Origin of the sequence: Marinobacterium sp. YM272 (assembly GCF_050908845.1) — a bacterium.
Taxonomy (GTDB): domain Bacteria; phylum Pseudomonadota; class Gammaproteobacteria; order Pseudomonadales; family Balneatricaceae; genus Marinobacterium_D.
The window spans coordinates 153460-179660 of the sequence record NZ_CP194171.1 but is presented as its reverse complement, the minus strand read 5'-3'; the positions used below and the strand labels follow the sequence as shown (position 1 = coordinate 179660).

General features: G+C 60.3%; 20 protein-coding genes. 11 read left to right on the top strand and 9 right to left on the bottom strand.

The annotated features are described in order from the left end of the window. Positions 1 to 74: 74 nt before the first annotated feature. Positions 75 to 2204, top strand: coding sequence for a bifunctional GTP diphosphokinase/guanosine-3',5'-bis pyrophosphate 3'-pyrophosphohydrolase (spoT, locus tag ACQUQP_RS00890; RefSeq protein WP_432698654.1), 2130 nt, complete (start codon positions 75 to 77; stop codon positions 2202 to 2204). 158 nt (positions 2205 to 2362) lie between these two features. After that, complete coding sequence (locus ACQUQP_RS00885; RefSeq protein WP_432696946.1) at positions 2363 to 3700, top strand: aminoacyl-tRNA deacylase and HDOD domain-containing protein; 1338 nt, start codon at positions 2363 to 2365, stop codon at positions 3698 to 3700. On the opposite strand, the gene ACQUQP_RS00880 is transcribed toward ACQUQP_RS00885, so the two are convergent. Then, on the bottom strand, positions 3697 to 5622 hold the full coding sequence (locus ACQUQP_RS00880) for an ATP-binding cassette domain-containing protein (protein ID WP_432698653.1): 1926 nt from the start codon (positions 5620 to 5622) through the stop codon (positions 3697 to 3699). The two genes, ACQUQP_RS00885 and ACQUQP_RS00880, sit on opposite strands and share 4 nt — an antisense overlap. A 71-nt stretch (positions 5623 to 5693) precedes the next feature. On the opposite strand from ACQUQP_RS00880, the gene ACQUQP_RS00875 reads away from it, so the two are divergent. Both ACQUQP_RS00875 and ACQUQP_RS00870 read left to right on the top strand, forming a co-directional pair. Continuing rightward, the gene (locus ACQUQP_RS00875) at positions 5694 to 6194 is read left to right on the top strand and encodes a TIGR02444 family protein (protein ID WP_432696945.1); all 501 of its coding nucleotides are present in this window, start codon (positions 5694 to 5696) and stop codon (positions 6192 to 6194) included. Positions 6195 to 6258: 64 nt separating this feature from the next. Further along, complete coding sequence (locus tag ACQUQP_RS00870) at positions 6259 to 6972, top strand: FKBP-type peptidyl-prolyl cis-trans isomerase (protein WP_432696944.1); 714 nt, start codon at positions 6259 to 6261, stop codon at positions 6970 to 6972. Between the two features lie 92 nt (positions 6973 to 7064). Here ACQUQP_RS00870 and ACQUQP_RS00865 read toward each other — a convergent pair whose 3' ends face one another. Next, positions 7065 to 8036, bottom strand: coding sequence for a WD40 repeat domain-containing protein (locus ACQUQP_RS00865; RefSeq protein ID WP_432696943.1), 972 nt, complete (start codon positions 8034 to 8036; stop codon positions 7065 to 7067). After that, the gene (gene rsd, locus ACQUQP_RS00860; protein WP_432696942.1) at positions 8033 to 8506 is read right to left on the bottom strand and encodes a sigma D regulator; all 474 of its coding nucleotides are present in this window, start codon (positions 8504 to 8506) and stop codon (positions 8033 to 8035) included. Before rsd ends, ACQUQP_RS00865 begins: the two co-directional genes overlap by 4 nt. A 141-nt stretch (positions 8507 to 8647) precedes the next feature. On the opposite strand from rsd, the gene ACQUQP_RS00855 reads away from it, so the two are divergent. Further along, entirely contained in the window at positions 8648 to 9049 is a 402-nt protein-coding gene (locus ACQUQP_RS00855) for a flagellar basal body-associated FliL family protein (RefSeq protein ID WP_432696941.1), read from the top strand. A gap of 55 nt (positions 9050 to 9104) precedes the next feature. Here the strand turns inward: ACQUQP_RS00855 and gshA are convergent, their stop codons facing one another. The 3 genes from gshA to pyk form a co-directional block, all read right to left on the bottom strand. After that, positions 9105 to 10670 carry a glutamate--cysteine ligase gene (gene gshA, locus ACQUQP_RS00850; RefSeq protein ID WP_432696940.1) on the bottom strand — a complete coding sequence of 522 codons (1566 nt, stop codon included), beginning with the start codon at positions 10668 to 10670 and terminating at the stop codon, positions 9105 to 9107. Positions 10671 to 10748: 78 nt separating this feature from the next. Continuing rightward, positions 10749 to 13010 (bottom strand): Tex family protein, encoded by a 2262-nt coding sequence (locus ACQUQP_RS00845; RefSeq protein ID WP_432696939.1) that lies wholly within the window; start codon positions 13008 to 13010, stop codon positions 10749 to 10751. A gap of 88 nt (positions 13011 to 13098) precedes the next feature. Further along, complete coding sequence (gene pyk, locus ACQUQP_RS00840; protein ID WP_432696938.1) at positions 13099 to 14535, bottom strand: pyruvate kinase; 1437 nt, start codon at positions 14533 to 14535, stop codon at positions 13099 to 13101. Positions 14536 to 14651: 116 nt separating this feature from the next. Between pyk and ACQUQP_RS00835 the strand changes: the two genes are divergently transcribed. Together ACQUQP_RS00835 and ACQUQP_RS00830 are read left to right on the top strand one after the other, a co-directional pair. Beyond that, entirely contained in the window at positions 14652 to 16946 is a 2295-nt protein-coding gene (locus ACQUQP_RS00835; protein ID WP_432696937.1) for an ATP-binding protein, read from the top strand. Then, the gene (locus ACQUQP_RS00830) at positions 16933 to 18306 is read left to right on the top strand and encodes a sigma-54-dependent transcriptional regulator (RefSeq protein WP_432696936.1); all 1374 of its coding nucleotides are present in this window, start codon (positions 16933 to 16935) and stop codon (positions 18304 to 18306) included. The genes ACQUQP_RS00835 and ACQUQP_RS00830 overlap by 14 nt, the downstream gene beginning before the upstream one ends. Positions 18307 to 18474: 168 nt before the next feature. Here ACQUQP_RS00830 and ACQUQP_RS00825 read toward each other — a convergent pair whose 3' ends face one another. Both ACQUQP_RS00825 and ACQUQP_RS00820 read right to left on the bottom strand, forming a co-directional pair. Further along, entirely contained in the window at positions 18475 to 20082 is a 1608-nt protein-coding gene (locus ACQUQP_RS00825) for a methyl-accepting chemotaxis protein (RefSeq protein ID WP_432696935.1), read from the bottom strand. 69 nt (positions 20083 to 20151) lie between these two features. Continuing rightward, positions 20152 to 20397 carry a hypothetical protein gene (locus ACQUQP_RS00820; protein ID WP_432696934.1) on the bottom strand — a complete coding sequence of 82 codons (246 nt, stop codon included), beginning with the start codon at positions 20395 to 20397 and terminating at the stop codon, positions 20152 to 20154. A gap of 80 nt (positions 20398 to 20477) precedes the next feature. On the opposite strand from ACQUQP_RS00820, the gene ACQUQP_RS00815 reads away from it, so the two are divergent. The 4 genes from ACQUQP_RS00815 (at position 20478) to ACQUQP_RS00800 (ending at position 24523) form a co-directional block, all read left to right on the top strand. Next, a complete protein-coding gene (locus tag ACQUQP_RS00815; protein WP_432696933.1) occupies positions 20478 to 21464 on the top strand; it encodes a TRAP transporter substrate-binding protein in 987 nt (328 codons plus the stop codon). Between the two features lie 129 nt (positions 21465 to 21593). Further along, positions 21594 to 22151, top strand: a complete 558-nt coding sequence (locus tag ACQUQP_RS00810; RefSeq protein ID WP_432696932.1) for a TRAP transporter small permease — start codon at positions 21594 to 21596, stop codon at positions 22149 to 22151. Continuing rightward, on the top strand, positions 22148 to 23545 hold the full coding sequence (locus tag ACQUQP_RS00805) for a TRAP transporter large permease (protein ID WP_432696931.1): 1398 nt from the start codon (positions 22148 to 22150) through the stop codon (positions 23543 to 23545). Before ACQUQP_RS00810 ends, ACQUQP_RS00805 begins: the two co-directional genes overlap by 4 nt. 477 nt (positions 23546 to 24022) lie before the next feature. Next, entirely contained in the window at positions 24023 to 24523 is a 501-nt protein-coding gene (locus ACQUQP_RS00800) for a hypothetical protein (protein WP_432696930.1), read from the top strand. A 159-nt stretch (positions 24524 to 24682) separates the two neighbouring features. On the opposite strand, the gene ACQUQP_RS00795 is transcribed toward ACQUQP_RS00800, so the two are convergent. Beyond that, positions 24683 to 26185, bottom strand: a complete 1503-nt coding sequence (locus ACQUQP_RS00795) for a Na+/H+ antiporter NhaC family protein (protein WP_432696929.1) — start codon at positions 26183 to 26185, stop codon at positions 24683 to 24685. Between the last annotated feature and the right edge of the window lie 16 nt (positions 26186 to 26201).

Genomic DNA, 26201 nt, shown 5'->3' with positions numbered 1-26201 from the left:
CATCATCATCCCATAGAGCTTTCGCCGGTGAGTCGAGCAATTGATGCCGGCGGGTTTGAGGTTCCAGAGATATGATGCCGACCATAGACGCCCTTTCAGACAGCCTGACCGAATACCTGGATCTGGAACAGATCCGGCAGGTTCGTCGCGCCTATTTCTACGCTGAACAGGCCCATGACGGCCAGCGCCGTAAAAGCGGCGAACCCTACGTGACCCATCCGCTGGCGGTGGCCGGTGTGCTCTCCGAAATGCACATGGATCATCAGAGTCTGATGGCCGCCATGCTGCATGACGTGATCGAAGATACCGAAATCAGCTACGAGGGGATCGAGACCCAGTTCGGCAAGCCGGTGGCGGATATCGTCGACGGTGTCTCCAAGCTGACCCATCTGGAATTTGAAACCAAGGCCGAAGCCCAGGCTGAGAACTTCCAGAAGATGGTCCTGGCCATGGCCGAGGATATCCGCGTTATCCTCGTCAAACTGGCGGACCGCCTGCATAACATGCGCACCCTCGGTGCCATGCCGCCGGTTAAACAGCGTCGTATCGCCCGTGAAACCCTGGATATCTATTCGCCGATCGCCGCGCGCCTCGGTATGCGTGATCTGCAGGTGGAGCTTGAGGATCTGGCGTTCCAGGCGTTCTACCCGATGCGGGCGCGCTATATTCGCCGTGCGGTGGTCAAGGCGCGGGGGCAGCGACGCGATGTGATCACCCAGATCGAGCAGGCGATCCAGGGCCGGATCGACAAGGAACATCTGCCCGGTATCGTCACCGGTCGCGAGAAACATCTCTACAGCATCTACCGCAAGATGAAGACGCAGCGTAAGGCGTTTTCCGAGATCATGGATGTATTCGCCTTCCGCGTGGTCACCGATACGGTGGATGACTGCTACCGTATCCTCGGTGCGGTACATAACCTGTATAAGCCGGTACCGGGGCGGTTCAAGGATTACATCGCTATTCCCAAGGCGAACGGCTACCAGTCGCTGCACACCGCGCTGTTCGGCGCCCGGGGTATCACTATTGAGGTGCAGATCCGCACCCGCGAGATGGATGCCGTGGCCAGCCAGGGGATCGCCGAGCACTCCCACTACAAGGTTTATGGTGACTCCGACAGTGCCGTCGGCTCCTATAACCGGGCACGCAAATGGGTGCAGGGACTGCTGGAGATGCAGCGCCGTGCCGGCGACTCCATGGAGTTCATCGAGCACGTCAAGAAAGACCTCTTCCCCGACGAGGTTTACGTATTCACGCCCAAGGGGCGCATTCTGGAGTTGCCGCGTGGCGCCACTCCGGTGGATTTCGCCTACGCGGTGCACACCGATGTGGGTAACTCCTGCGTCTCCTGCCGCATCAACCGCCGCCTGGCCCCTCTATCTGAGCCTTTGGATAGCGGCCAGACCGTGGAGATCATCACCACGCCCCGGGCCCAGCCTAACATGGCCTGGCTTAACTTCGTGGTCACCGGCAAGGCCCGTTCCAGCATCCGTCACTTCCTGAAAAACCAGCAGCGTCATGAATCGGTGGAGCTGGGAAGGCGTCTGCTTAACCAGTTCATGGCGAACTATGGCGCCGGCATCGATGATATCAACCCGGAAAAACTCCAGGCGTTGCTTGATGAAGCGGAGCTGAAAGACCTGGATGCGCTGCTGGAAGATATCGGTATGGGTAACCGCATGGCCTACGTGGTGGCCCGCCGGCTGCGGCCGGAAGCGCCGATAGAGGGCGGCGAGCAGACAACCCTAGTGTCTTCAACCCAGGGCAAACCGCTGGCGATTCACGGCACCGAGGGAATGGTGATGCACTATGCCAAGTGCTGCCACCCGATTCCCGGCGATACCATTCTTGGTCATATCAGCACCGGGCGTGGCCTGGTGGTGCACCGCACCGACTGCCGCAATATCCGCTATCTGCGTGAAGATGCAGAAAAGTGTGTCTATCTCGAATGGTCCAACGCGGCCGAAGATGAATATCCCGTCGCCCTGTCACTGGCGGTGGAGTCACAGCGCGGCATTATCGCTCATCTCGCCATGGCAGTAGCCTCTGCGGGCGCCAACCTGCTCAAGATCGACAGCGGTGAACGCGAAGGGCAGCTGTACAGCGTGCAGATGGAGCTGATGGTGTTTAACCGTGTCCATCTCGCCAAAGTGATCAAGCAGCTGCGCCGCCAGATCGGCGTCAACCACATCGCCCGTCTCTGAGCGGGCCTCTCCTCAGTACCGGAATAAGTGCCAGAATACTTATGCGTTGAAAGCAAAAGGCTTTTGCGATCGGCGGAGATGCACACATATAATCTAGGGTATTCGCTGGGAGCGTATGGGCAGATACGTTGTTCCCCTTCCTGATCCGGAGATTTTTTGTGACCGTAGGTGTGCAGATTCCCGCATGTGACGACCCTGAGAAGCCCTGTGTAAGGCTGGTGCTGATGCACGATGCCGAAGGCAAGGTGCTGGTCCTGGTGCCCTCCAATGTACTGCTTAATATGGCCACCCTGTGGTCGCTGTCCGGGCGCAAGCTGCGAACAGCGCGGGGCGAGGATGCGCAGCGCTTTTTCTCGCAAAATGGCCTGCAAACTGAGCAGGGGCAGCAGCGTCTGATGGAGTCCTTTCCGCTGCTGGTGGATGGATCTCTGCAGGCGCAGGACGATATCGAACTCTGTGAACTGAACAGCGGTTTGTGTTTCCGCTGGCGCTTTTCCTCTGCAGCAAGGCAGCAGGCTCAGTTCGGTGAGCTGGGTGTGGCGCTGGCCAACATACCGCTGCAGACAGCCTCCGATGGCGCTCAGGATGTAGTTGCGATAACCCGAGCCGTGGAGCGCTTCACCGCGCTGCGTATTCAGCAGCGGCTGGAAGATACCCTGGGGCTGCCGGCACTGGCGCCCACGGCGCAGAAAATTATTATGCTGCGCTCCGATCCGGACGCGGAAGTTTCTGATCTGGTAAAGGTGGTGCGGCTCGACCCGAGTATCTCGGCCCAGGTGATGAGCTGGTCGGCATCACCTTACTATGCCGCACCCGGCGAGGTGAATTCCATCGAAGACGCCATCATCCGCGTTCTCGGGTTTGACCTGGTGGTGAACCTGGCGCTGGGTATCAGCATGGGACAGGTGCTGAACCTGCCGGAGGATACGCCGCGCGGCTCCATGCCCTACTGGAAACAGTCGGTTTATACCGCCACCCTTTGCGAGCTGCTGGCGCGTCGCACGCCGGTGGATAAGCGGCCAAAAATCGGTATCGCCTATCTGTCGGGTCTGTTGAACAACTTCGGCTACCTGGTGCTGGCCCATCTGTTCCAGCCCCAGTTCTCGATTCTGTCCCGCTATATCGAAGCCAACCCCCATCTGGAACCCCAGAGGGTGGAGCAGCATGTGCTCAGGGTTACCCGGGATCAGGTCGGTGGCTGGCTGCTGGATAGCTGGAACCTGCCGGAAGAGGTGTCTTCAGCCATTCGTCAGCAGCAGCTCGCCTCGCCGGGTGGCGAGGCTGAGGTGTATGCCCGTCTGCTGCGTCTGACGCAGGTGCTGTTGCGAAAGGAAGGTCTGGCCGACGGTCCTGTCCAGGCGCTGGAGCCGGCTTTATACCAGTCGCTGGGGCTTGAACTGGACAGTGTCGAGGCGGCGATGGACACCCTCAGGGAGCGTCGTGAGGATCTGGACAGTCTGACCCAGACGCTGAGTTCAGGCAGCCGGGTGGCTTAATCGCCCGGCTGATCCAGTTCCGCCTGGAGCTGCTCGAGCGCTTCGAGCTGCTCCAGCCACTGCTCCTCGATCTGTTGCTGTTCCCGGGTCAACCGGGCCTGATCGGCGAGCAGGGTTTTCAGCTGCTCTTTCGCCGCATCCTCGTAGATCGCGGGATCCGAAAGCGCCTGTTCCACCTTGCCTAGCGCATCGCCGGTTTTCTCCAGCGCTATCTCCAGCCTATCCACTTCCTTCTTCAGCGGGCGCAGCTGTGCGCGACGTTCCGCTTCGAGGCGTTTCTGCTCCTTGCGCTCGGCGGCGCTCAGGGAGCGGCTTTCACGTGGCGCCTGTGGGGCTGAGCCCTGACCGTTGCGCCGCTGTTGAGCCAGCCACTGGTGGTAGTCGTCCAGGTCTCCATTGAATTCACTGACACCGCCGTCGGCGACCAGCAGGAAACGGTCCACGCTGTTGCGGATCAGGTGGCGGTCGTGGGAGACCAGAATCAGTGCACCGTCGAAAGATTGCAGGGCCAATGTAAGCGCGTGACGGACCTCCAGGTCCAGGTGGTTGGTGGGTTCGTCGAGAAGCAGCAGGTTGGGCTTGCGCCAGGCGATAAGCGCCAGGGCCACCCGGGCTTTCTCGCCGCCGGAAAAGCTCCCCACCGGATCCAGCGCCTGGTCGCCGATAAAGCCGAAGCTGCCGAGAAAGTTACGCAACTCCTGGTCGCTACTCTTGGGTGAAATACGTTGCAGGTGCAATAGCGGCGATGCCTGCAGATCCAGGGCTTCCAGCTGATGCTGGGCAAAGTAGCCGATCTCCAGGTGTTCGCCCTCGTGGCGCTCGCCGTTGAGCAGATCCACGGAGCCGACCAGGCTCTTGATCAGGGTCGATTTACCGGCGCCGTTATGGCCCAGCAGGCCGATTCGCTCGCCCGGGGTCAGGGTTAGGGCGATATCCTTGAGTACGGTACGGCCGGGGTAACCCAGATCGGCGTCATAGAGCGTCAACAGTGGTGATGACAGCTTGTCCGAGCAGTCGAAGGTGAAACTGAACGGACTGTCGATGTGCGCCGGTGACAGCTGCTCCATCCGCTCCAGCTCTTTCACCCGGCTCTGTGCCTGCTTGGCCTTGGAGGCCTTGGCCTTGAAGCGGCGCACGAAGCTCTCGATCTGTTCGATACGCGCCTGCTGTTTCTCGTAGGCCGCCTGCTGCTGCGAGAGCTTTTCCGCGCGCAGGCGTTCAAAGGCGGAGTAGCCGCCCTTATAGAGGGTCAGCTGGCGGTTGTGCATATGTGCGACCTGGCCGACCACGGCGTCGATAAAATCCCGGTCGTGGGAGATCAGCAGCAGCGTACCCGGGTAGAGCTTGAGCCACTGCTCGAGCCAGATGGTGGCATCCAGATCCAGGTGGTTGGTGGGCTCGTCGAGCAGCAGCAGGTCGGAGCGGCACATCAGTGCCTGGGCCAGGTTAAGGCGGATGCGCCAGCCACCGGAGAAACTGCTCACCGGACGCTCGCCATCGCCGGGCATGAAACCGAGGCCATCGAGCAGCTGATGGGCACGGGATTCGGCCCGGTAACCATCGATCGCCTCCAGTTCGGCATGAAGTTCGCCGATCCGGCCGGCCTGGTGGGCTGCTTCCGCCTCTGCCAGTTGCTGCTGCACTTCGCGCAGGCGGGCATCGCCGTCCAGCACGTAGTCCAGTGCCGAACGGTCCGTGGCCGAGACCTCCTGCGCCATATGGGCGATGGAAAGCCCTGCAGGTATCTGCAGTTCACCGGCATCCGGGTGCAACTCGCCAAGCAGCAGCTTGAACAGGCTGGATTTACCGACACCGTTGTTGCCGACGATGCCGACTTTCCAGCCGGCGTGCAGCGTCAGGTTGGCCTGCTCCAGCAGAGGCAGGGCACCGCGGTTTAAGCTGAGGTTCTGGATCTGTATCATGGCGGCGAATGTTACAGCGCGCATGGCCTTCAGCGCTAGTGCCGCGCATCCAAAGGAGTGCCGCCGGAACCATGTCTCTGGATAATCCTCTCTGGCAATATGCCCTCGATCTTTACTCACGCCCCGGTGTCGAGTCGACAGCACTGGATCTGCAGACCGTCGGTTGCAGCGTCAACCGGCTGATTCTGGCCTGTTATCTGGCCGAACAGGGCCGGCTGCTGCCGGCGGAACTGCTGGCGGGCGAAGCGCTCAGCTGGCAGCGGGAACTGACCCATCCACTGCGGGTGCTGAGATACCAGGTGCGCAGCCTGAAAGCCGGGCGGCCGGAACTGGAAAACTGTTATCGAAAAATGCGGCAAGCTGAGCTGGCCTGTGAACAGGTGGAGATCATGCTGCTCTGGGAGATGCTTTCAGAGACAGTCCTGCCAGTGGCCGAGGCGGGACCTGCCCTGGCCCGCGCCAATATTGAACGGGTTGTGGCTGAAGTGGGCGCTGAGGCGGTGGTGCAAGCGTCGGTTCAGATCGACGCTTTTATTGATGCGGCATGCCCCGATCCTCTGGCCAGTGGTTGAACTTTCGCGTTTAATGGGCACCTAACCCCAGCACAACCCGCGTTAAATAGTTAAGGAATCGAGCATGAAGAAAACCTTAATCGCTGTGGCACTGAGTGGTGCGCTTCTATCTGCACCGGCTCTTCAGGCTGAAGAGCTGAGCACCCAGCAGCAGAAGCTGAGCTACAGCCTGGGTCTGATCCTCGGCCAGAAGCTGAAAATGGATATTGAAGACCTGGATTTCGATGCCTTCAGTAACGGGGTGGAAACTGTCTACTCCGGAGAAGATCCGCTGCTGACCGATGAAGAGATCGGTGCTGTAATGCAGTCATTCCAGCAGCAGAAGATGCAGGAACAGCAGGAAATGATGGCCCAGCTTGCCGAGAAGAACAAAGAAGCTGGCGTCATGTACATGTCCGAAAACGGTGACAAGGACGGTGTCGTGACGACAGACACCGGTCTGCAGTACGAAGAGCTGACCGCCGGTGAAGGTACAAGCCCGACCGCTGAAGATACTGTCAAGGTTCATTACCGCGGCACCCTGATCGACGGCACCGAATTCGACAGCTCCTACTCCCGCAACCAGCCGGTCTCCTTCCCGCTGAACGGTGTTATTCCGGGCTGGACCGAAGGCCTGCAGCTGATGAAAGAGGGCGGCAAGGCGCGCCTGGTGATCCCGTCTGACCTGGCTTACGGCCCGGGCGGCATGGGTAACGCCATCGGCCCGAACGAAACCCTGGTGTTTGAAGTGGAGCTGCTGGAAGTGAATCCGGAATCGGATTCCGCAGCTGCCCAGTAAAACTCTCAGTGTTGATTGAAAACGGCCGCATCTGCGGCCGTTTTTGTTTCCAGCATTCGGGGCTCAGGTTGACATAGGGAAGGTGAAGCGTTTTACCGCAGTACGTTCAGCAACCCGTTGGAACCGATGGCGTAGTAGCTGCCATCACTGCCAAACCCCACCGCTTCTATGCTGGTGCTAGTCGGCCCGTAGGCTTCACGCTTGTGGGTTTTCCAGTGCCGCAGCTCCGCCCCGGAGCTGACGTCCCAGAGCTGAACGCTGCCGGAGGCGGTGCCGGTGAGAAGTTGCTGGCCGTCGGCAGAGAAACGCGCGCTGATATAGCTGATACGTTTTTTCCACAGCATCTCATCACCGCTGAGCGTGTGCAGAATCTCGCCGCTCCGGGTATCCCAGATATAGGCCTTGTCCAGGGTGGCCGAGCTGAAGGCGAAACGCCCATCATCCGATAGCTCCACGGTATCCACTGTGTTTTCAAACTGGATGCTGTGCAGCTCCTCCCCGGTTTTGATATCCCAGAGCCTGGTGCTGTAGTCGTCGGCGCCGGTCAGTGCCAGGCTGCCGATGTTATCGAGCGCAACGGCGCTGACTCTGGCCGGATGCAGCAGGGTACGGCGGATACCGCCGTTCTGGATATCGAAATAGACCGCTTGATGGTTGCCCTGTCCCAGCAGCGCATAGTTACCATTGGCGGACAGTGCGATCGACAGCACCTCGGAGGGCGCAATCCAGTACCAGACCGGTTTGCCGTCGTCGGTGTTCCAGAGTACCAGGTCGATACTGCTGGCTGTGGCCGCGAAACGGCCATCGGAGGAGAAGCTGCTGTCGACGATATTGGTGTAGCCGTCGGCCTTGTGGTTCCAGTCGTAGAGGCGCTCGTTCAGGCGGGTATCCCAGTAGCTGCCACCGTGCTGGGTGGAGCCGATGATCGCGTGGCGACCATCAGGTGACAGGGTGGCACTGTAGGCCCCCTGTGCGGTGTATGCTTCCCAGCTTTCGGGAGGATCGCCACTACCGCAGGCACTCAGCAGCAGGGCGCTGCACAGGAGAGCTGCGGCTCGTTTCACGCTTCGGCGGCCGCCGGGCGATGGGCGTTATGGAGTATTTCGATCAGCTGGTCTTCCAGTTCAAACCGGTCTTCCAGCGTTTCGCACAGGCGCGACAGGTCTTCTGCAAAGTCCCGGATCTCACGCAGCGTGGGGTTGTCGAACGCGCCATAGCGGTCATTGAAGTCAAGCGCCAGATCGGTGGTGGGTTGGATGCGGGGGAACAGGTCCTGCACTTTTTCCACACTACCGTCGTTGTAGTCACTGCCTTCGCGCAGCAGCTGCTCGTAGACTTCGAAGTGGCCGGAGGAGAGGTAGTCCATCAGCAGATCGCAGAACTGCTCGAGCTGCTCGTTGAGGGGCTTTCCGATCTCGCAATCCGACAGGGAAAACAGAACGCGGATCAGGTGCTGGCGTTGTTCCAGCCACTGGTCGATGATATCGCTGACACCGCCCCAACGTTCTTTGGCATCACGGCATTTTTCCAGCATTGTCGCCCCTCCCATTTATTATGCGTCAATAGTAATGCCAAGCTTGTCGGTGGTGCAACAGCCGACGCAATGGTGTCCGTCAGGCCGGGTGCTGGGTATACTTTTGCCGCAGTAGAGGTCTGCAAATAAAGAGGAAAAAGCATGTTCAGGGCATATTCACGGCTGCTCGCATTACTGCTTGTGCTCGTGGCACCGCTGGCACAGTCGGCAGAAGACAAGGGCTCAACCTATATCAGTTATATCGAGCTGAAACCCTTCGTGACCAATTTCGGTACGGCTGATGATATGCACTTCCTGAAAGCGGAAGTGACCCTGCAGGTGGATTCCGAAGCGGCGCACCACGCGGTCAACGCGCACAAGGCGCAGATCCGCAATGATCTAGTGTTTCTGTTCAGTGCGCAGACCGAAGAGAGTGTCGGCACGGTTGCCGCACAGCAGCTGCTGTCCGGCGAAGCGCTGAAGCTGGTGCAGGATATGCTGATGGAAGAAGAGGGCGAGACCTACGTGGCCGACCTCTTCTTCACCAGCCTTGTCGTTCAATAAACGCTGCAGTAGATAGGCGCATAAACTGCGCCATAAAAGGCTCGGTAAGGCCCGCTCAGCTGGCCATGTAATGTGCCAGGAAGGCGTCGAAACTCTGCGTATCGGCGGCTTCTATCGCCTGCTGTTCGGCCAGGGAGTCGGCAGCCATCTTGTCGAACAGCTGCTCGCGCTCCGCCGACAGCGGCTGGCTGCTCAGGCTTTCGCGATGTTCGCGGCTCTGTTCCAGCGCCCACTCGTTGTAGCTCGCGCCGCTCTTGCGAATGGAATCCAGTACCTGGGCTGACGGGGTCTGCTGCGGATCTTCTAGTTTTGCGTACTGCGCATCCACTGCCCGGGTGTAGCTGTCGCCACCGGCGATGCTGTCCATCACCTGGGCGGTGAGTCTCACCTGATTCAGCATGCTGCGGCCACGCTGTTCCACGCTCTGGCCCCCGTTGCTGCAGGCCAGCTCCAGACCCGGCTCGCGACCGCGGGTCACCACCAGCTGGTGGTTGATGCTGATCTGCTCGCATTCCTGTTCGCTGATCGGCTCGTTGGAACAGATCAGACAGGTGATCAGGAAGGTATCCATGAACAGGGACTGCTCAAGATCGATACCCAGCGGCTTGAGCGGGTCGATATCGGTGCTGCGCACCTCGATATATTCGACGCCGCGGTCACGCAGTGCCTGGATCGGTTTCTCGCCGGAGCGGGTAACGCGCTTGGGACGTACGTCACTGTAGTATTCATTTTCGATCTGCAGCACGTTGGCGTTGAGCTGGTTGTACTCACCGTTCTGCTTGATGCCCAGCTGTTCGTAGGCCGGATGTGGCGTACGGATCGCATCGCTCAGGGACGCCGTGTAGCTATCCAGATGGTTGTAGCAGATATTCAGTGCTGACTGGGCCTTGTTGGAGTAACCCAGGTCGCTCATGCGCAGGGACGTCGCCCAGGGCAGGTACAGGGTGTGATCGCCGATCGTTTCCAGCTTGTGCGGGCGGTTCTGCATGAAGCTGGATGACAGTGCCGGTGAGGCGCCGAACAGGTAAAGCAGCAGCCAGCTGTAGCGGCGGAAATTGCGGATCAGGCTGAAATAACCGGCGGAGCGGAAAGCATCGATGCTGCCCGAGGTCTTCGTCAGCGTCTGATAGACGGGCCAGAAGCTCTCCGGCAGCGAGAAGTTGTAGTGGATGCCGGCGATGGTCTGCATCATCTTGCCGTAGCGGTGCTGCAGACCTACACGGTAGATATGTTTCATGGTGCCCACGTTGGAGCTGCCGTACTCGGCGATGCGGATCGCCTCTTCTGACGGGATGTTGCACGGCATGCTGGCGGCCCAGAGCTCTTCGTTGCCCAGGTGGCGGTAGCAGTAGCGGTGCAGGTCGGCAAGGTAATCCAGCGCGGCGCCCGGTGTAGCGCAAACCGGGGTGATGAACTCCAGCAGCGCCTCCGAGTAATCGGTGGTGATCTGCGGGTGCGTCAGGGTGGAGCCGAGCGCCCGCGGGTGGTTGGTCTGTGCCAGCTGGCCCAGTGCGTCGACGCGCAGACCTTCCTTTTCGATCCCGTGGCCCAACTGGGTTAGTAGCCGGGCATCGCCGTTGGCGACCAGAAGATCTAGATGTTTTTCCAGAGTTGCCAGCACCGCGCGGATTCCTGTGTTGCCGAAAGTGAAGTAAAACGCCGCATTATACAGGCGCAGTGTACCTGTGAGCCATGCTCACTAGCGTCTTTGTTTGATACCTGCGGCACGTAACTGCGCCCCCAGGCTGCCTTCCCTTGGCGTGTGGGAGGCCGCCTTTTTCGGTTTCGCCTTAGCCGGAGCCGGGTCGGTTGTCGGACGCTGCGTTTTCATGCTCAGTCCGATCCTTTTGCGCCGCTCGTCCACCTCCAGCACCCGCACCTGGACGATCTGGCCGCTGGCCACCACCTCATGCGGGTCGCTGACGAAACGATCCGCCAGCTCGGAGATGTGGACCAGGCCATCCTGGTGTACACCGATATCCACAAAGGCACCGAAATTGGTGACGTTGGTGACCACACCTTCGAGTGTCATGCCCGGGCTCAGATCGGCGAGGGTTTCCACCCCCTCGCGGAACTCCACCGAGCGAAACTCCGGTCGCGGGTCGCGTCCCGGCTTTTCCAGTTCGCGGAACACATCGTTTACGGTATAGCTGCCAAAGCCGTCACTGACAAAACGGGAGGGGTCCAGAGTCTTCAGCGCCTCCGGCGAGGCGAGCAGCTTTTGCTGGCTCAGACCGGCGGCCTCGGCGATGGCGGCGACCAGCGGATAGGACTCCGGATGAACCGCGGAGTTATCCAGCGGCTCATCACCGTTGCGGATACGCAGGAAGCCGGCGCTGAGCTCGAACGCCTTGGGACCCAGGCGCTGGACCTTGAGCAGCTGGCGACGATTGCTGAAGGCACCCTGTTCGTCGCGCCAGGCGACAATGTTGTCGGCCAGGGCGGCGTTGAGACCCGAAACATGGCGCAGCAGTGCGCTGGAGGCGGTGTTGAGATCCACACCGACGTGGTTGACGCAGGTTTCCACCACCGCATCCAGGGCGGCCGAGAGTTTCTGCTGGTTGACATCGTGCTGATACTGACCGACGCCAATGGAGCGGGGGTCGATTTTGACCAGCTCCGCCAGCGGATCCTGCAGGCGGCGGGCGATGGAGACGGCGCCGCGGATGCTGACATCCAGATCCGGAAACTCCTTTGCCGCCAGTTCCGAGGCGGAGTAAACGGAAGCGCCGGCCTCGCTGACCACCACCGGCTGCAGGCTAAGGCCTGCTTCCCGTTGCGCCAGTTCCCGGGCCAGCTGCTCGGTCTCCCGGGAAGCGGTGCCGTTGCCGATGGCGATCAGCTCCACGCCATGCTTTTTACACAGCTTGGCCAGGGTTGCCAGCGACTGGTCCCACTGCTTTTTCGGCACATGGGGATAGATGGTGGTGTGATCGAGAAAACGACCGGTGGCATCGACAACCGCCACCTTGACGCCGGTACGCAGCCCCGGATCCAGTCCCAGGGTGACCCGGGAGCCGGCCGGCGGTGCCATCAGCAGGTCATTCAGGTTGCGGGCGAACACCTCGATGGCGGCATCTTCCGACTGTTCGCGCAGCCGCTTCACCAGTTCGGTTTCCAACTGCGGCAGCAGCTTTTTGCTCCAGCACTGCTCCAGGGTGCGCTGCATCCACTCGGAGAGCGAGGCGCTGCGCAGCTGCCAGTGGCGCTGGATCTGCTCGATGCCGAGCTGTTCGCGTCCCTCCGGCAGCTCCAGCTTGTATTTCAGTACGCCCTCTTGCTCGCCCCGGAACAGCGCCAGGGCACGGTGGGACGGGATACGCGCGATCGCTTCGCCATACTCGAAATAGTCGCGGAACTTGCTGTCCGGGTCCGCCTTGCCACGTGCGGCGCGGCTGGTCAGCTGTCCCTGCTGCCACAGCGTCCTGCGCAGTGACTCGACCAGGTCGGCGGCTTCCGCCAGCTGCTCGATGAGAATATAGCGGGCGCCTTCCAGCGCGCTGTCAGTGTCGTTGATGCCCCGGTCCGGCTGGATAAAGCCGCTGGCCGCGCTCACAGGGCCCTGAGACGGGTTTTGCAGCAGGTTGTCGGCCAGTGGCCCCAGGCCCGCTTCACGGGCTTCCTGCGCCTTGTTGCGGCGTTTGGGGCGGTAGGGGGCGTAGAGGTCTTCCAGTCGCGCGCGGTTATCCGCTGCCAGCAGCTCGGCTTTCAGCTTGTCGCTGAGCTGACCGTTGTCCCCGAGCTGGCGCAGGATCGTCTCGCGCCGGCTCTCCAGTTCGCGCAACTGCCCGAGGCGCTGATGCAGGTCGCGCAGCTGGGTATCGTCGAGGGCGCCGGTGGCCTCTTTACGGTAACGGGCGATAAAGGGGACGCTGGCACCTTCGTCCAGCAGCGCGATGGTGGCGCTTACCTGTCCCGGCTTGATGCCGAGGTCGGAGGCGAGTCTCTGTTCTATCTGCATGGGGGTATCCGGGGTGAATGGCGAGTTGCTCGGGGTGGAGAAAAGCCCCCGTGGACCGGGGGCTGGGTGGATAGCGCTACAGCGGTGCTCAGGGCACCTGGATGATCTGCATGGAGTTGGTGCCGCCGTGAACGCCGAGCTTCTGGCCACGGGTCAGCAGCACGGTATCGCCACTGGCGATCTTGCCGGCTGCGACGAGACCGGCGAGCAGCTCTTCGTTGAGCTTGTCTTCACTGACCTGGGTGGCATCGAAGAACATCGCTTCGACGCCGCGATAGAGAGCCACGCGACGCATGGTCTGCTCGTTGCGGGTCAGCGCATAGATCGGCAGGCCGGAGCGGATACGGGACATCCACAGCGGCGTGGAGCCGGACTCGGTCAGGCAGATGATCGCCTTGATCGTCGGCAGGCTGTTGGCGGTGTACATCGCCGAGCGGGCGATCGCCTCGTCACTGCTGTTACAGGGGTACTCCGGCTCGGTGGGAGCCGTACGCGAGAGCTGGTGCTGCTCGGCGCCCTGGCAGATGCGGGTCATCGCCTGTACCACTTCCACCGGGTACTGACCGGCGGCGGTTTCCGCCGACAGCATCACCGCGTCGGTACCGTCGAGGATAGCGTTGGCCACGTCGAACACCTCGGCGCGGGTCGGCATCGGCGCCGTGATCATGGTTTCCATCATCTGGGTGGCGGTGATCACGACACGGTTCAGCTCACGACCGCGGCGGATAATGTGTTTCTGCACACCGATCAGCTCGGCATCACCAATCTCCACGCCCAGGTCGCCACGGGCTACCATGACGCCGTCGCAGGCGAGGATGATTTCGTCCAGCGCTTCCTGGGTAGCGACGGTTTCGGCACGCTCCACCTTGGCGATGATTTCGGCGCGGCTGCCGGCGGCATCGAGTAGCTGACGGGCTTCGCGCAGGTCATCGCCGGAGCGGGGGAAGGAGACCGCGACGTAATCCAGGTCCAGTTCGGCCACCACCTTGATGTCGGCCTTGTCCTTGTCGGTCAGCGCCGCGGCGGAGAGGCCGCCGCCCTGGCGGTTGATGCCCTTGTTGTTGGAGAGCTTGCCGCCGATGGTGACCTCGGTGTGGATACGGCTGCCGTTGATGTCGGTGACCCGCAGTTGAACGCGGCCGTCGTCGAGCAGCAGGATATCGCCCTGTTTACAGTCCTGGGGCAGTTCCTTGTAGTCGATACCGACCGCCTGCTGATCGCCGGCGTTGGTCTCCAGCGCCGCGTCGAGCGTGAACTGATCGCCGACACTCAACTCGATCGGGCCGTTTGCGAAACGGGCGATACGGATCTTGGGTCCCTGCAGGTCGCCGAGGGTGGCGACGGAGGCGCCCAGCTTGCGACAGGCTTCGCGCACCGCCATCACGCGCTGACGGTGATCGTCGGCGCTGCCGTGTGAAAAGTTGAGGCGAACGGTGTTTACGCCGCTCTGAATCAGCTGTTCGAGTACACCGGGTTGGTCGGTGGAAGGGCCCAGGGTGGCAACGATCTTGGTACGTTTCAGCATCGGAAGGTCTCTGCTAGCGGTGAGGGACGCCTGTTCGGCGGAGCGCGACTAAAGTAAGATTCAGACACTACAATTTCAAGTCATGACGGACGTCAAGATGGAGGCAAGGCCCTAAAATGGCGGAAGAAAACAGCCCGCCTGTCAGCTCGCAGAAGGCCTACAGGCCTGCAATTCTGGTGCTGTTGCTAACCCTGTTCGCACTTTTGCTGCTTGAAACCGGTGTCCTCAGTCGACAACAGGCACTGGAAGATCTGCAGCTGAATGCCGAATCCCACCTTGATCGCTACATCATCAGTCTGCAGCAAAAGCTCAATCGCTACAAAGATATTCCCCACCTGCTTTCAACCCACTCGGACCTGCGCTCGGCGGTAGTGGCGGAGTCCGGCGCCCCGGCGATCGATCGGGCCAACCGTTACCTGGAACAGGTTAACGAGATTATGGGTACCACCGATACCTATCTGATGGATGCCAACGGGCTGACCGTGGCGGCCAGCAACTGGCACAAGGAAGACACCTTTATCGGCCGCAACTTCAGTTTCCGGCCCTATTTCCGTGATGCGATGGCGGGCCGCGAGGGGCGTTACTTCGCGCTCGGTACCACCTCCAATCGACGCGGCTACTATTTCTCCAGCCCGCTGAAAATGGACGGAGAAGTGGTTGGTGCCGTGGTGGTGAAGGTCGATCTGCACGATGTGGAGCGGCACTGGAGCAACCCGCGAATCGACCTGCTGGTGACCGATTCCGACGGCATTATTTTCATATCCACCCGCCCGGACTGGAAGTTCCGTTCGCTGCGTGAGCTCTCATCCTCCGATCTGCGGCGTATCGTTGATAGCCGTCGCTACGGTGATTACGAGCTGTCTGCGCTGGATGTGGTCAAACGTGAGCCGCTCACCGGCGGCGGAGAGCTGATCACCCTGCTGGACGGGCGGGAAATTCGCAATCAGGCACTGGACGGCGTCGATCCCCGGCAATTCCTGCTGTTGCGCAAACAGGTGCCGGACAGCGGCTTGTATGTTTCGGTACTGGCCAGCCTCTCCCCGGTGGGAGAGGCGATGTGGGGGGCGGTGCTGCTGGTCGGTTTCAGTATTGCGGCGCTGGCGCTGTTGATCCTGTTCCTGCTGGCGCGGCGGCGTATTGTCCGCGAACGGGCCCGGTTTCAGCAGCGTGAAATGCTGGCGCTGGAGGAGAACGAAGCCCGCGTTCGCGCCATTATCGATAACACCCACGCCGGGCTGGTGGTGCTGGATGCCAGCGGCGTGATTGAATCGATCAACCCCACGGCGGAAACACTGTTCGGGCAATCACTGGAGCAGGTGCGCGGCCAGTATTTCAGTCAACTGCTGGCGCAACCGGACCGGGCCCTGTGCTGGCGCCATATTCTCGGTGAAGGGGCGGAGCTGATGAATGCCGAGGTCACCGGGCTCAGAGGCGACAGTGGCGAGGTGCCGCTGGAGGTTACGATCAACCGCATGGCGCTGGAAGATGGCCGCCATTTTATCGTGACCCTGCATGACCTGACCGAGCGCAAGGAGCAGGAGCGTCAGCTCAAGGCTGCCCAGGAAGCGCTGGAAACCCGGGTGCAGGAGCGTACCGTGGATCTGAGTCGGGCCAACGCCAAGCTGCGCGAGGAGATGGAGCTGCATAGCCAGACCCAGAACGAGCTGATCCAGACCGCCAAGCTGGCGGTGATCGGGCAGATGTCGGCAGGCATCAATCACGAGCTCAACCAGCCGCTGACGGCGATCCGCAACTATGCCGACAACGCACGGGCGTTCCTGGCCCGTGACCGGCTGGAGACGGTGGATGCCAACCTGCAGGAGATCAGTGGCCTCACCGAGCGCATGAGCCGGATTATTCACCCGCTCAAGGAGTTTGCACGCAAGAGCAGTCACAGCTCCGAACTGGTCTGCCTGCAGGCTGTGCGTGACGGTGCCATGTCGCTGATGTACGGTCGCTTCGAGAAGGCGGGGGCGGTGTGTCACTGGCCGCAGCGGCTGTCGGAATATTACGTGCTGGGCGATATTCTCAGGCTGGAGCAGGTGCTGGTTAACCTGCTCGCCAATGCGTTGCAGGCGATGGAGCAGAGCGAGGTCAAACGCATCGACGTGGCGGTGGAAACACGGGAAAAACGGCTGTTGCTGTCGGTGCGGGACTACGGCCCCGGTATCGCCGAGGCCGACCTGTCCCGGGTTTTCGAGCCCTTCTTCACCACCAAGAAATCGGGCCAGGGCCTGGGCCTGGGGCTGTCCATATCCTACCGGATCGTGGAAACCCTGGGCGGCCGGCTGACGGTGGCCAACCACTCTGAAGGCGGCGCCGTATTTACCATCGATCTACCCCGTGGTGTACGTCCGGAACTGACGATACACCCGGCAGACGAGAAAGAGGATAAAGATGAACAGCGGTGAAAGCCCGGTCGCACCGATCCTGCTGGTCGACGATGAAAAACATATCCGCCTCGCAGCGGGCCAGACACTGGAGCTGGAGGGCTACGAGGTGGACGCGCTGCCCTCGGCGGAGGGGGTGCTGGAAAAACTGGACCCGGACTGGCCCGGCGTGATTGTCACCGATATCAATATGCCCGGCATGGATGGTCTGGAACTGATGCGCCAGATCCAGGCGGTGGATGCGGAGCTGCCGGTGATCCTGATCACCGGTCATGGTGATATCTCCATGGCGGTCAGTGCGATCCGTGAAGGGGCGTATGACTTTATCGAAAAGCCCTTCGCCTCGGATTTTCTGCTCGACACCGTGCGCCGTGCGGTGGACAAGCGGCGGCTCACCCTGGAGAACCGGCGTCTGCGGCAGGAACTGGAGATACAGAACGCGGCGGGACCGCGCATGGTCGGCAAGGATCCGAAAATCGTCGCCCTGCGCCAGTTGTGCCGGACGGTGGCGGAAACGCCGGCGGATATCCTGATCCTGGCGGAAACCGGCTCCGGTAAGGACCTGGTGGCACGATATATCCACGAGCGCAGCCCGCGCCGGTCGAAGAATTTTGTTGCCATCAACTGCGGGGCGGTACCGGAAAACCTGATCGAAAGCGAGCTGTTCGGGCATGAAGCCGGCGCGTTCACAGGCGCCAAGGCGCGCCGGATCGGCAAGTTCGAGCATGCCAACGGCGGTACTTTATTTCTCGACGAGATCGAGAGCATGCCGATGTCGCTGCAGATCAAGCTGCTGCGCGTACTGGAAGAACGGGCGATCGAACGTCTGGGCTCGAACCAGCTGATCCCGCTGGATATCCGCGTCATCGCCGCGGCCAAGATCGACCTGAAGAGACTGGCGGAAGAGGGCAAATTCCGTGAAGACCTCTACTACCGGCTTAACGTGGTGCGCATCGATATTCCCCCGCTGCGCGAGCGGCGTGATGATATTCCCCTGCTGTTTCAGCACTTTATCCTGGTTGCGTCGGCGCTTTATGGCCGCGAGGTGGTTGAGCTGTCCGCCGAACGGATGCACAGCCTGCTGATGCACGACTGGCCCGGTAACGTGCGTGAGCTGCGTAACCTGGCCGAGCGCTACGTGTTGCTGGGCGAATCCTGCACCTTTGATTTTGATAACCGGCCGATCACCGACGATACCAACGGCAACGGCCTGACCCTGCCGGAGCAGGTGGAGCGGTTCGAGCGGATGCTGATCCATACCGAGCTGTCCAAGCATGGCGGCTCGATCAAGGACACCCTGCATGCGCTGGGCCTGCCGCGCAAAACCCTGTACGACAAGATGAAGAAGTACGGCCTGGAAAAGGAAGACTACAAGGCGTGAGGTGCGTAACCCCGTGATGCCAGAAGGGTGGCTTGGCGCAGCAGGTCCGACCCCGTGCCGATTGAAGCTGGCACGGGAATGATTTCAAACACCGGCGGCCAATCGCGCTGGCAGCGGCTGAAATGAAAAGTGGCGGATCTCCGCCACTCTCTGTTTATCCCTTGGAAATCAAAGCCTGAAGCGGCTGACCATCTGCTCCAGCTGCTGTGACAGCTCGCTCAAATGGTCCGATACACTGGCCAGTTCCTGGGCACGGGTGGCGGTGTTTTCGGCGCCGTCGTTGATTTCGGTGATGCTCTGCTCAACGCTTGCGGCCATCTGGGTCTGTTCGCGCACGGCGCTGGCCACCTGGTGGTTCATGTCGTTGATAACGCGCACCTCCTCGGCGATGTTGCTCAGCGCATTGGCGGTTTTGCGGACCTGCTCCACGCCTTCGCCTGCGCCGTCCAGGGCGGTACGCATCACGGATACCGCATCCTTGGCATCCACCTGAAGGTCGCTGATGATCTTGTTGATCTCCTCGGTGGAGGCGTGGGTGCGGCTGGCCAGAGTGCGCACCTCGTCGGCGACCACGGCGAAGCCCCGGCCCTGTTCACCGGCGCGGGCGGCTTCAATGGCGGCGTTCAGCGCCAACAGGTTGGTCTGCTCGGCCACTTTCTGGATCACCTCCAGCACGGTGCCCACGTTTTCGCTCTGGGAATCGAGCCTTTCGATGACACTGGTGGCGCGCTCGATGCTCTGCTTCAGCGCTTCGATCGACTCGATAGCGGTCTGGGTGATGCGGGTCCCGTCGTTGCTCTCCTGCAGTGCCAGATCCGAGGCGGATACGGTGTTTTCGGCGCTGGCCTCGACGCTCTTGGTGGCGGCTTCCATCTGCTCCATGGCCGAGGCCACCGAGCTGGTCTGCATCTGCTGACCGCGGGCGGCATCGATAGCGTGGGTGGCGATGGTGCTGATCTGGGAGCTGGAGCTGGCCAGCTTCTGCACCGTGTCATTGACATGCTGGATGCTGGACTGGAAGGTGCCGAGCATGGAGTTGAACGCCTTGGCCATCTGGCCCACTTCATCACCGGAGTTGATATCGACGCGCTGGCTCAGGTCGGCGTTTTTCTCTATTTCGCTCATGGTGCTGGCGAAGGCGTTGATCGGACGGATCACTATGCGGCGGATGATAAAGCTGATCAGCAGCACGCCGGCGATAAACAGTGCCAGTTCCACCAGCGCGATATTACGCAGGTTCTTGCCTATCTCGTTGTCGACCTTGGCAAAGTCGTAGGTGACGCGCACGGCACCGAGCACCGTACCCTCTTCAACCTGGTGGCAGAGCAGGCAGTTGGTGCCTTTGTACTCGCTCAATGCCTTCATCGGCGTGACCACGGTGAGGCGGTGGCCCTGGTTGTCGTCAAACTCCTCGACCACGTGTTCGCCGTTCATGGCGCGGCTATCGAGCTCATCCATGATGACTGCGTCTTCGGAACCCGGGCCGTACACCTGGCTGACCGCGTCGCCACGAATGATGCGCGCTTCTGTGAGGGATTCGTTACTGAGTATTTTCTGCTGCAGCGCACTGCGGTTCTGCATGGCGCCGCTGAGCATCAGGATATTGATGCTGTCGAAATAGGAGTCCGCAGTGGCCAGGGTAGTGAATTCCGCCACGTCTCGGCTCAGTGAACTCTCGCTGCGATGAATTGCCGAAAGGGAGCTGGCAAAGACGATAAGGAACACGATCACCAGGGAAAGATTCACCTTGGTCTGTATAGATAGGGCCTTCTTCACTACAGCGGTCTTCCTATATGCAGGGGGTACTAAGTCGTTTCGGCATGTTGCGCAAATTCTGTAGCCGATTCAATAACGGCGTAGGTTGTGGCGCAATAAATGTACATTTTCTTGATCCCTGTCCTGCCGCTCCCGGCATGTGTGACTCTCCGCCTGTTTTTCTGATTTGGATGTGTGGAAATCCGCCGATTTGATCGGATATACACTCAACCGGCCCCTGTCGCAGAAATTTTTTCGGTTTTTAAGTTTTTGTTTTTTAAGAGTTAAAAGACTTTTAATTAGCTTTTTTAACGCATTGGCACCTGTTTTGCTCATCTATGACAACGCCGGCATCACCCCAAGCTGCCGGTAACAATAACGATGACTTACAACGATAAAGCTACAGGAGAAGTCTAATGCGTCTACTGACTGCCGCAGTTACCACCCTTGCCCTGACTCTGGGTGCCCAGATCGCTGCCGCGGCGCCGATCGAGATCAAGTTTTCCCATGTGGTTGCCGAGAACACCCCGAAAGGCAAGATGGCGCTCAAGTTCAAGGAACTGATTGAAGAGCGTGCTGGCGATGAGGTGACTGTTTCCGTATTCCCGAACTCTCAGCTGTTCGGCGATAACAAGGTGCTAGAAGCGATGCTGCTGGGCGACGTTCAGATGGCCGCTCCTTCACTGTCCAAATTCCAGAAGTACACCAAGCAGCTGCAGGTTTTCGATCTGCCGTTCCTGTTCCAGGACATGGCTGCCGTTGACCGTTTCCAGAAGAGTGAAACCGGTCAGGAGCTGCTGAACTCTCTGAACAAGCGCGGTCTGGTCGGTCTGGGTTACCTGCACAACGGCATGAAGCAGATGTCTGCTGGCGAGCCGCTGCGTGTGCCGGCCGATGCCGCTGGCAAGAAGTTCCGCATCATGACCTCCGACGTGCTGCAGGCGCAGTTCGAAGAAGTTGATGCCGTACCGCTGAAAAAGCCGTTCTCTGAAGTGTTTACCCTGCTGCAGACCAAGGCGATCGACGGTGCCGAGAACCCCTGGTCCAACATCTACTCCAAGAAGTTCCACGAGGTTCAGCCTTACATCACTGAAACCAACCACGGTCTGCTCGACTACATGGTTGTGACCTCTGCCGAGTTCTGGAACGGCCTGGATGACGACCTGCGTGTCGAAATCAAAACCGCTCTGGACGAAGCGATCGCCTACGGTAACCAGATCTCCGGCGAGCAGGCTGCTGCCGACCGTCAGGCCATCATCGACTCTGGCCGCTCTGAAGTGATCGAGATCACTGCGGAAGAGCGTCAGCAGTGGGTTGATGCCATGAAGTCGGTGTGGAAGCAGTTCGAAGACGAGATCGGCTCTGAGCTGATCGACGCCGCGCTGAAATCCAACGAAGGCTAATTCCCCGCTACATTCCCGCCCGGATGGTCTCCATCCGGGCTCCTTCTACTGCCGTCAGGGATGTAGAGGAAAGGCCGGGGTCTCCCCTGTGCGTCTGTTGCACTACGGCTGGATAGAGGTTTAATCATCATGGCTTTACGTAACCTGGTCACCCAGATCGAGGAGGCGATCCTGTCTCTTCTGCTGGTGAGCATGACCCTCCTTGTCTTTGCTGAAGTGGTCGCCCGCTTCGGTTTCAACGCTGGTATCCACTGGGCGCAGGAAGCGACGCTGCTGCTGTCCGGCTGGTTTGTCCTCTTTGGCGCCTCCTATGGCGTGAAAGTGGGTGCGCACATCGGTGTGGATGTATTTGTCCGCATGCTGCCGTCGAAGCTTTATCGCGCCGTCACCCTGTTCGCGATTCTGCTCTGCGTGGGCTACTGCATTCTCTTCCTGATCGGCTCCTGGGAGTACGTGATGAAGATGAAGATGATCGGTATCGAGCTGGAAGATATTCCGGTACCGAAATGGACCGCGTCCACCATCCTGATTATCGGTTTTGCACTGCTGATCATCCGTTTCCTGCAGCTGGGCTGGAAGGTGATCCGGGGCGAGGCCGAGGGTTTCAGCTTTGCCGATGAAGCGGAAGAGAGTATGCACCTGGCCAATGAACTGAAAGAGTCCGAAGAGAAGGAGAATCGCTCATGACCACTGCGATGCTCTTTATCCTGCTGTTCGGCTGCATGCTGATGGGCATGCCGATCGCTGTGGCGCTGGGTCTGTCCAGCGTGACCACTATCCTTTTGTTTTCCAACGACTCGCTGGCGTCGATTGCACTGAAGCTGTTTGAAGCAACTTCCGAGCATTACACCCTGCTGGCGATTCCGTTCTTTATTCTGTCGTCCGCGTTTCTGTCCACCGGTGGTGTGGCCAAGCGCCTGATCAACTTTGCGGTTGATGCGATCGGCCACGTACGCGGTGGTCTGGCGATGGCATCGGTGATGGCGTGCATGCTGTTCGCAGCGGTGTCCGGTTCGTCGCCGGCGACCGTGGCGGCGATCGGTTCCATCGTTATCGCCGGTATGGTGCGTTCCGGCTATCCGGAAGCGTTCGGCGCCGGTGTAATCGCCAACGCCGGTACCCTGGGTATCCTGATTCCGCCGTCCATCGTGATGCTGGTTTACTCCGCTGCCACCGAAGTATCCGCCTCGCGGATGTTCATGGCCGGTTTCGTACCGGGCATCATGATGGGCCTGATCCTGATGATCGCGATCTATATCGCCGCACGCATCATGAAGCTGCCGGCCCAGCCGTTCCCGGGCTTTGCTCAGCTGGCGCGTTCGGGGTTGATCGCACTCGGTGGTCTGATGCTGATCATCATCGTGCTGGGCTCCATCTACGGTGGTATTGCGTCTCCGACCGAGGCTGCTTCCGTGGCTGCGATCTACGCCTACCTGATTGCCGTGATGGGCTATCGCGATATTGGTCCGCTCAAGGGTGTGGCCTGGCGCAAGGATGGCGAGGGTATGGCCAGCGTGGTGGCACGCAACACCGGCCTGATGCTGCTGGCATTCCCGAAATCGGTGACCCACCCGGAAGTGCGCAAGGTATTTGTGGATGCGTCCAAGGTCGCCATGATGCTGCTGTTCATCATCGCCAACGCGATGCTGTTCGCCCACGTGCTGACTACCGAACGTATTCCCCACCAGATCGCTGAAGTTATCGTGCAGTGGGGCTTGCCGGCCTGGGGCTTCCTGATCGTGGTGAACATTCTGCTGCTGATCGCCGGTAACTTCATGGAGCCGTCCGCGATCCTGCTGATCATGGCGCCGATCCTGTTCCCGATCGCGACTCAGCTGGGTATCGATCCGATCCACCTCGGTATCATCATGGTGGTGAACATGGAGATCGGTATGCTGACGCCGCCGGTGGGGCTGAACCTCTTTGTCACCGCCGGTATCACCGGCCGCGACATGGTGTGGGTGATCAAGGCCTGCGCGCCCTGGCTCTGCCTGCTGCTGTTCTTCCTGATATTGATCACCTACATACCGCAGATATCGCTGTTCCTGCCGGAATACATCGATAAGCTGAACGGTTACTGATCGAACTTATCAGCTCTTAGAGCAGGAGATCCGGGAGTGACGGCAGGATGCCAACACTCCCCCAAAACACTCTGTGTGATTGCCGCTGCGGCCTCAGGCCCCAGCGGCTTTTTTATGTACAGGATGTACGGTACCCCGCGGGTGCATGGATGCACAGGAGCGGGGTATGAGGATGTACGGTATCCCGCGGGCGCATGGACGCGCAGGAGCGGGGTATGAGGATGTACGGTATCCCGCGGGCGCATGGATGCGCAGGAGCGGGGTATGAGGATGTACGGTACCCCGCGGGTGCATGGATGCACAGGAGCGGGGTATCAGGATCCCTGCGTGTCTTGCCGAGGTCGGCTGTCGCGGGTGTTTTGTACCGTGCATCTGTCTGTTCCAGGCCAGGTTGCCCGGTGCGGATATGAGGATGGCGGCTTCTGGTTGTATAATCCCTGGTTAATTTTTGCATAGCGGTTGCGGGGACAGACATTAATGCTGGGTACGATTGCAGCAGCCTGGGGCTTCGTCGGCATTTTGATGCTATTCAGTAGTGCTATCTATCGCCTGGGTGCGCTGGCGCTGGATATGCCGTTGCACAGTTTTAGCTGGTACCACTGGGTCGCTTTGGTGGCCTGTGTACTGTTCATGGGGTTTGCCGAGGGCTACCGGGGCTTTCAGCAGAACTTTTCACCGCGGGTGGCGGCCCGGCTGCTCTATCTGCAGCGCAATGTGACGCCGGCGCGGCTGATCTTTGCGCCGTTTTTCGGCATGGGCTACTTCCACGCGACGCGCAAACGTCAGATCGTCTCCATCTGCCTGACCGGGGGGATCGTGGTGCTGGTGCTGATTGTGCGCCAGATTGAACAGCCCTGGCGCGGGATTATCGACAGCGGCGTGGTGCTGGGTCTTGCCTGGGGCATAGTGTCGCTGGCCGCGTTTACCTTCAGAGCCTTCTCGCGACCGGGCTATTCGGTATCGCCGGAAACGCCCTGATCTCAACCTGAGCTATTTGCTTTCAAGCCCCCAGATGGGGGCTTTTTGCATTGCGGCGCTGCCGGCATAGCCGCGGGTGTCGCCGGTCAGCGGTGAATAAAAAAATCCCCACACTGCGGTGCAGTCTGGGGAAAGTGGAGAAAACCTGCAGCGTGCAGATCAGGCGAAGGCGTAGCCCAGGCCGATGAACAGCGCGAAGGTGAAGGCGGCGCCGAGCAGGGCATAGGGGATCTGGGTCAGTGCATGCTGCATCGATGTGCAGCCGGAGCCCTGGGCCGAGAGCACGGTGGAATCGCTGAAGAAACAGGCGTGACTGCCAAAGGCTGAGGCTGACAGCAGCGCGCCCACGGTGAGCGGCATCGACATATCCATCGCCTGTGCCATCGGGATCACGATCGGCAGGGAAACCACGAATACTCCCCAGCTGGAACCGGTGGCAAAGACCACTGCCGCCATCACCGCAAACACCAGTGCCGGCAGCAGTTCTTTCGACAGGATGGGGGTCAGGGCATCGATGATGTAGGGCGTCATGCCGAGCTGGTCATTCACATCCTTCAGCATGAAACCGGCGCAGACCACGGCGATCGGGTGCAGCATCACCTTGAAACCGTCGAGCATGGAGTCCACCAGCTGGCCGAAGTTGAGCAGGTTCTGCCAGTAGTAGAGCACCATGGTAAACAGAGACGCGGTCAGCGCCCCGAGCAGCAGGTCGATCTCGTAGTAGACGCTGGCGCCGACCAGTACCGCCATCGGCAGCAGGAAATTGATCAGGCCAACGGCAGGGGAGACCTTTTTGATTTTCGAGGTATCAAAACCATCGAGGATCACGCCCGGCGGCACCGGGTCACCCTTCTGCGCCCGCGCCTCAGCCTGCTTCATCGCACCCAGGTTGCCGAGAATGCCGCCGGCCACCAGGAACACCACCAGCAGTGCTACCCAGCCGTAGGCCATGAACGGGATCGCATCGATATAAAGTGACATGCCCTTGCCCGATTCTGTCGCGCCGTTCTCCTCCAGCAGGGCGGCAAAGTAGACCGCCCAGGTGGAGATCGGCACCAGAATACAGACCGGCGCGGCGGTGGAGTCCACCAGGTAAGCGAGCTTTTCGCGGGAGATGCGGTACTTGTCGGTGAGTGTTTTCATCGACGCCGACACCGCCAGCGAATTCAGGTAGTCATCGATGAACACCAGCATGCCCAGTACACAGGTGGTCAGCATGGTGCCGCGTTTGGTTTTGATGCGACGGGCCAGGGTTTCGCCGAAGCAGACCACGCTGCCGCCGCGCTCGAGAATATTGATCAGCCCGCCCATCATGCCGCAGACCAGTACGATCCAGGCGATGGTCTCGTTCATCACCACGTTGATCGACAGGTCGCCAAGGCCGGCGATCACCTCCACGGGATTCAGCAACACCAGCCCGGCGACGATACCGGCGAAGATCGCTTCGAGCGCCCGGCGGCTGTAGATGGCGACACAGAGGGTCAGCAGGGCCGGCAGCAGGCTGACAAAGCCGAACCCCTGGTCGCTGGAGTACTGGGTAGAAAGATAGGCGAAGCCCGCCATGACGACGCAGTAAAAAAGGATCGATCTGGATCTGCTGGACAGCGTCTGTCGGCCGCCGGGCTCGACCACCTCGGCGTTAAGGGTTGGGTTGGTATTCATTGAAATGACCTGTTTA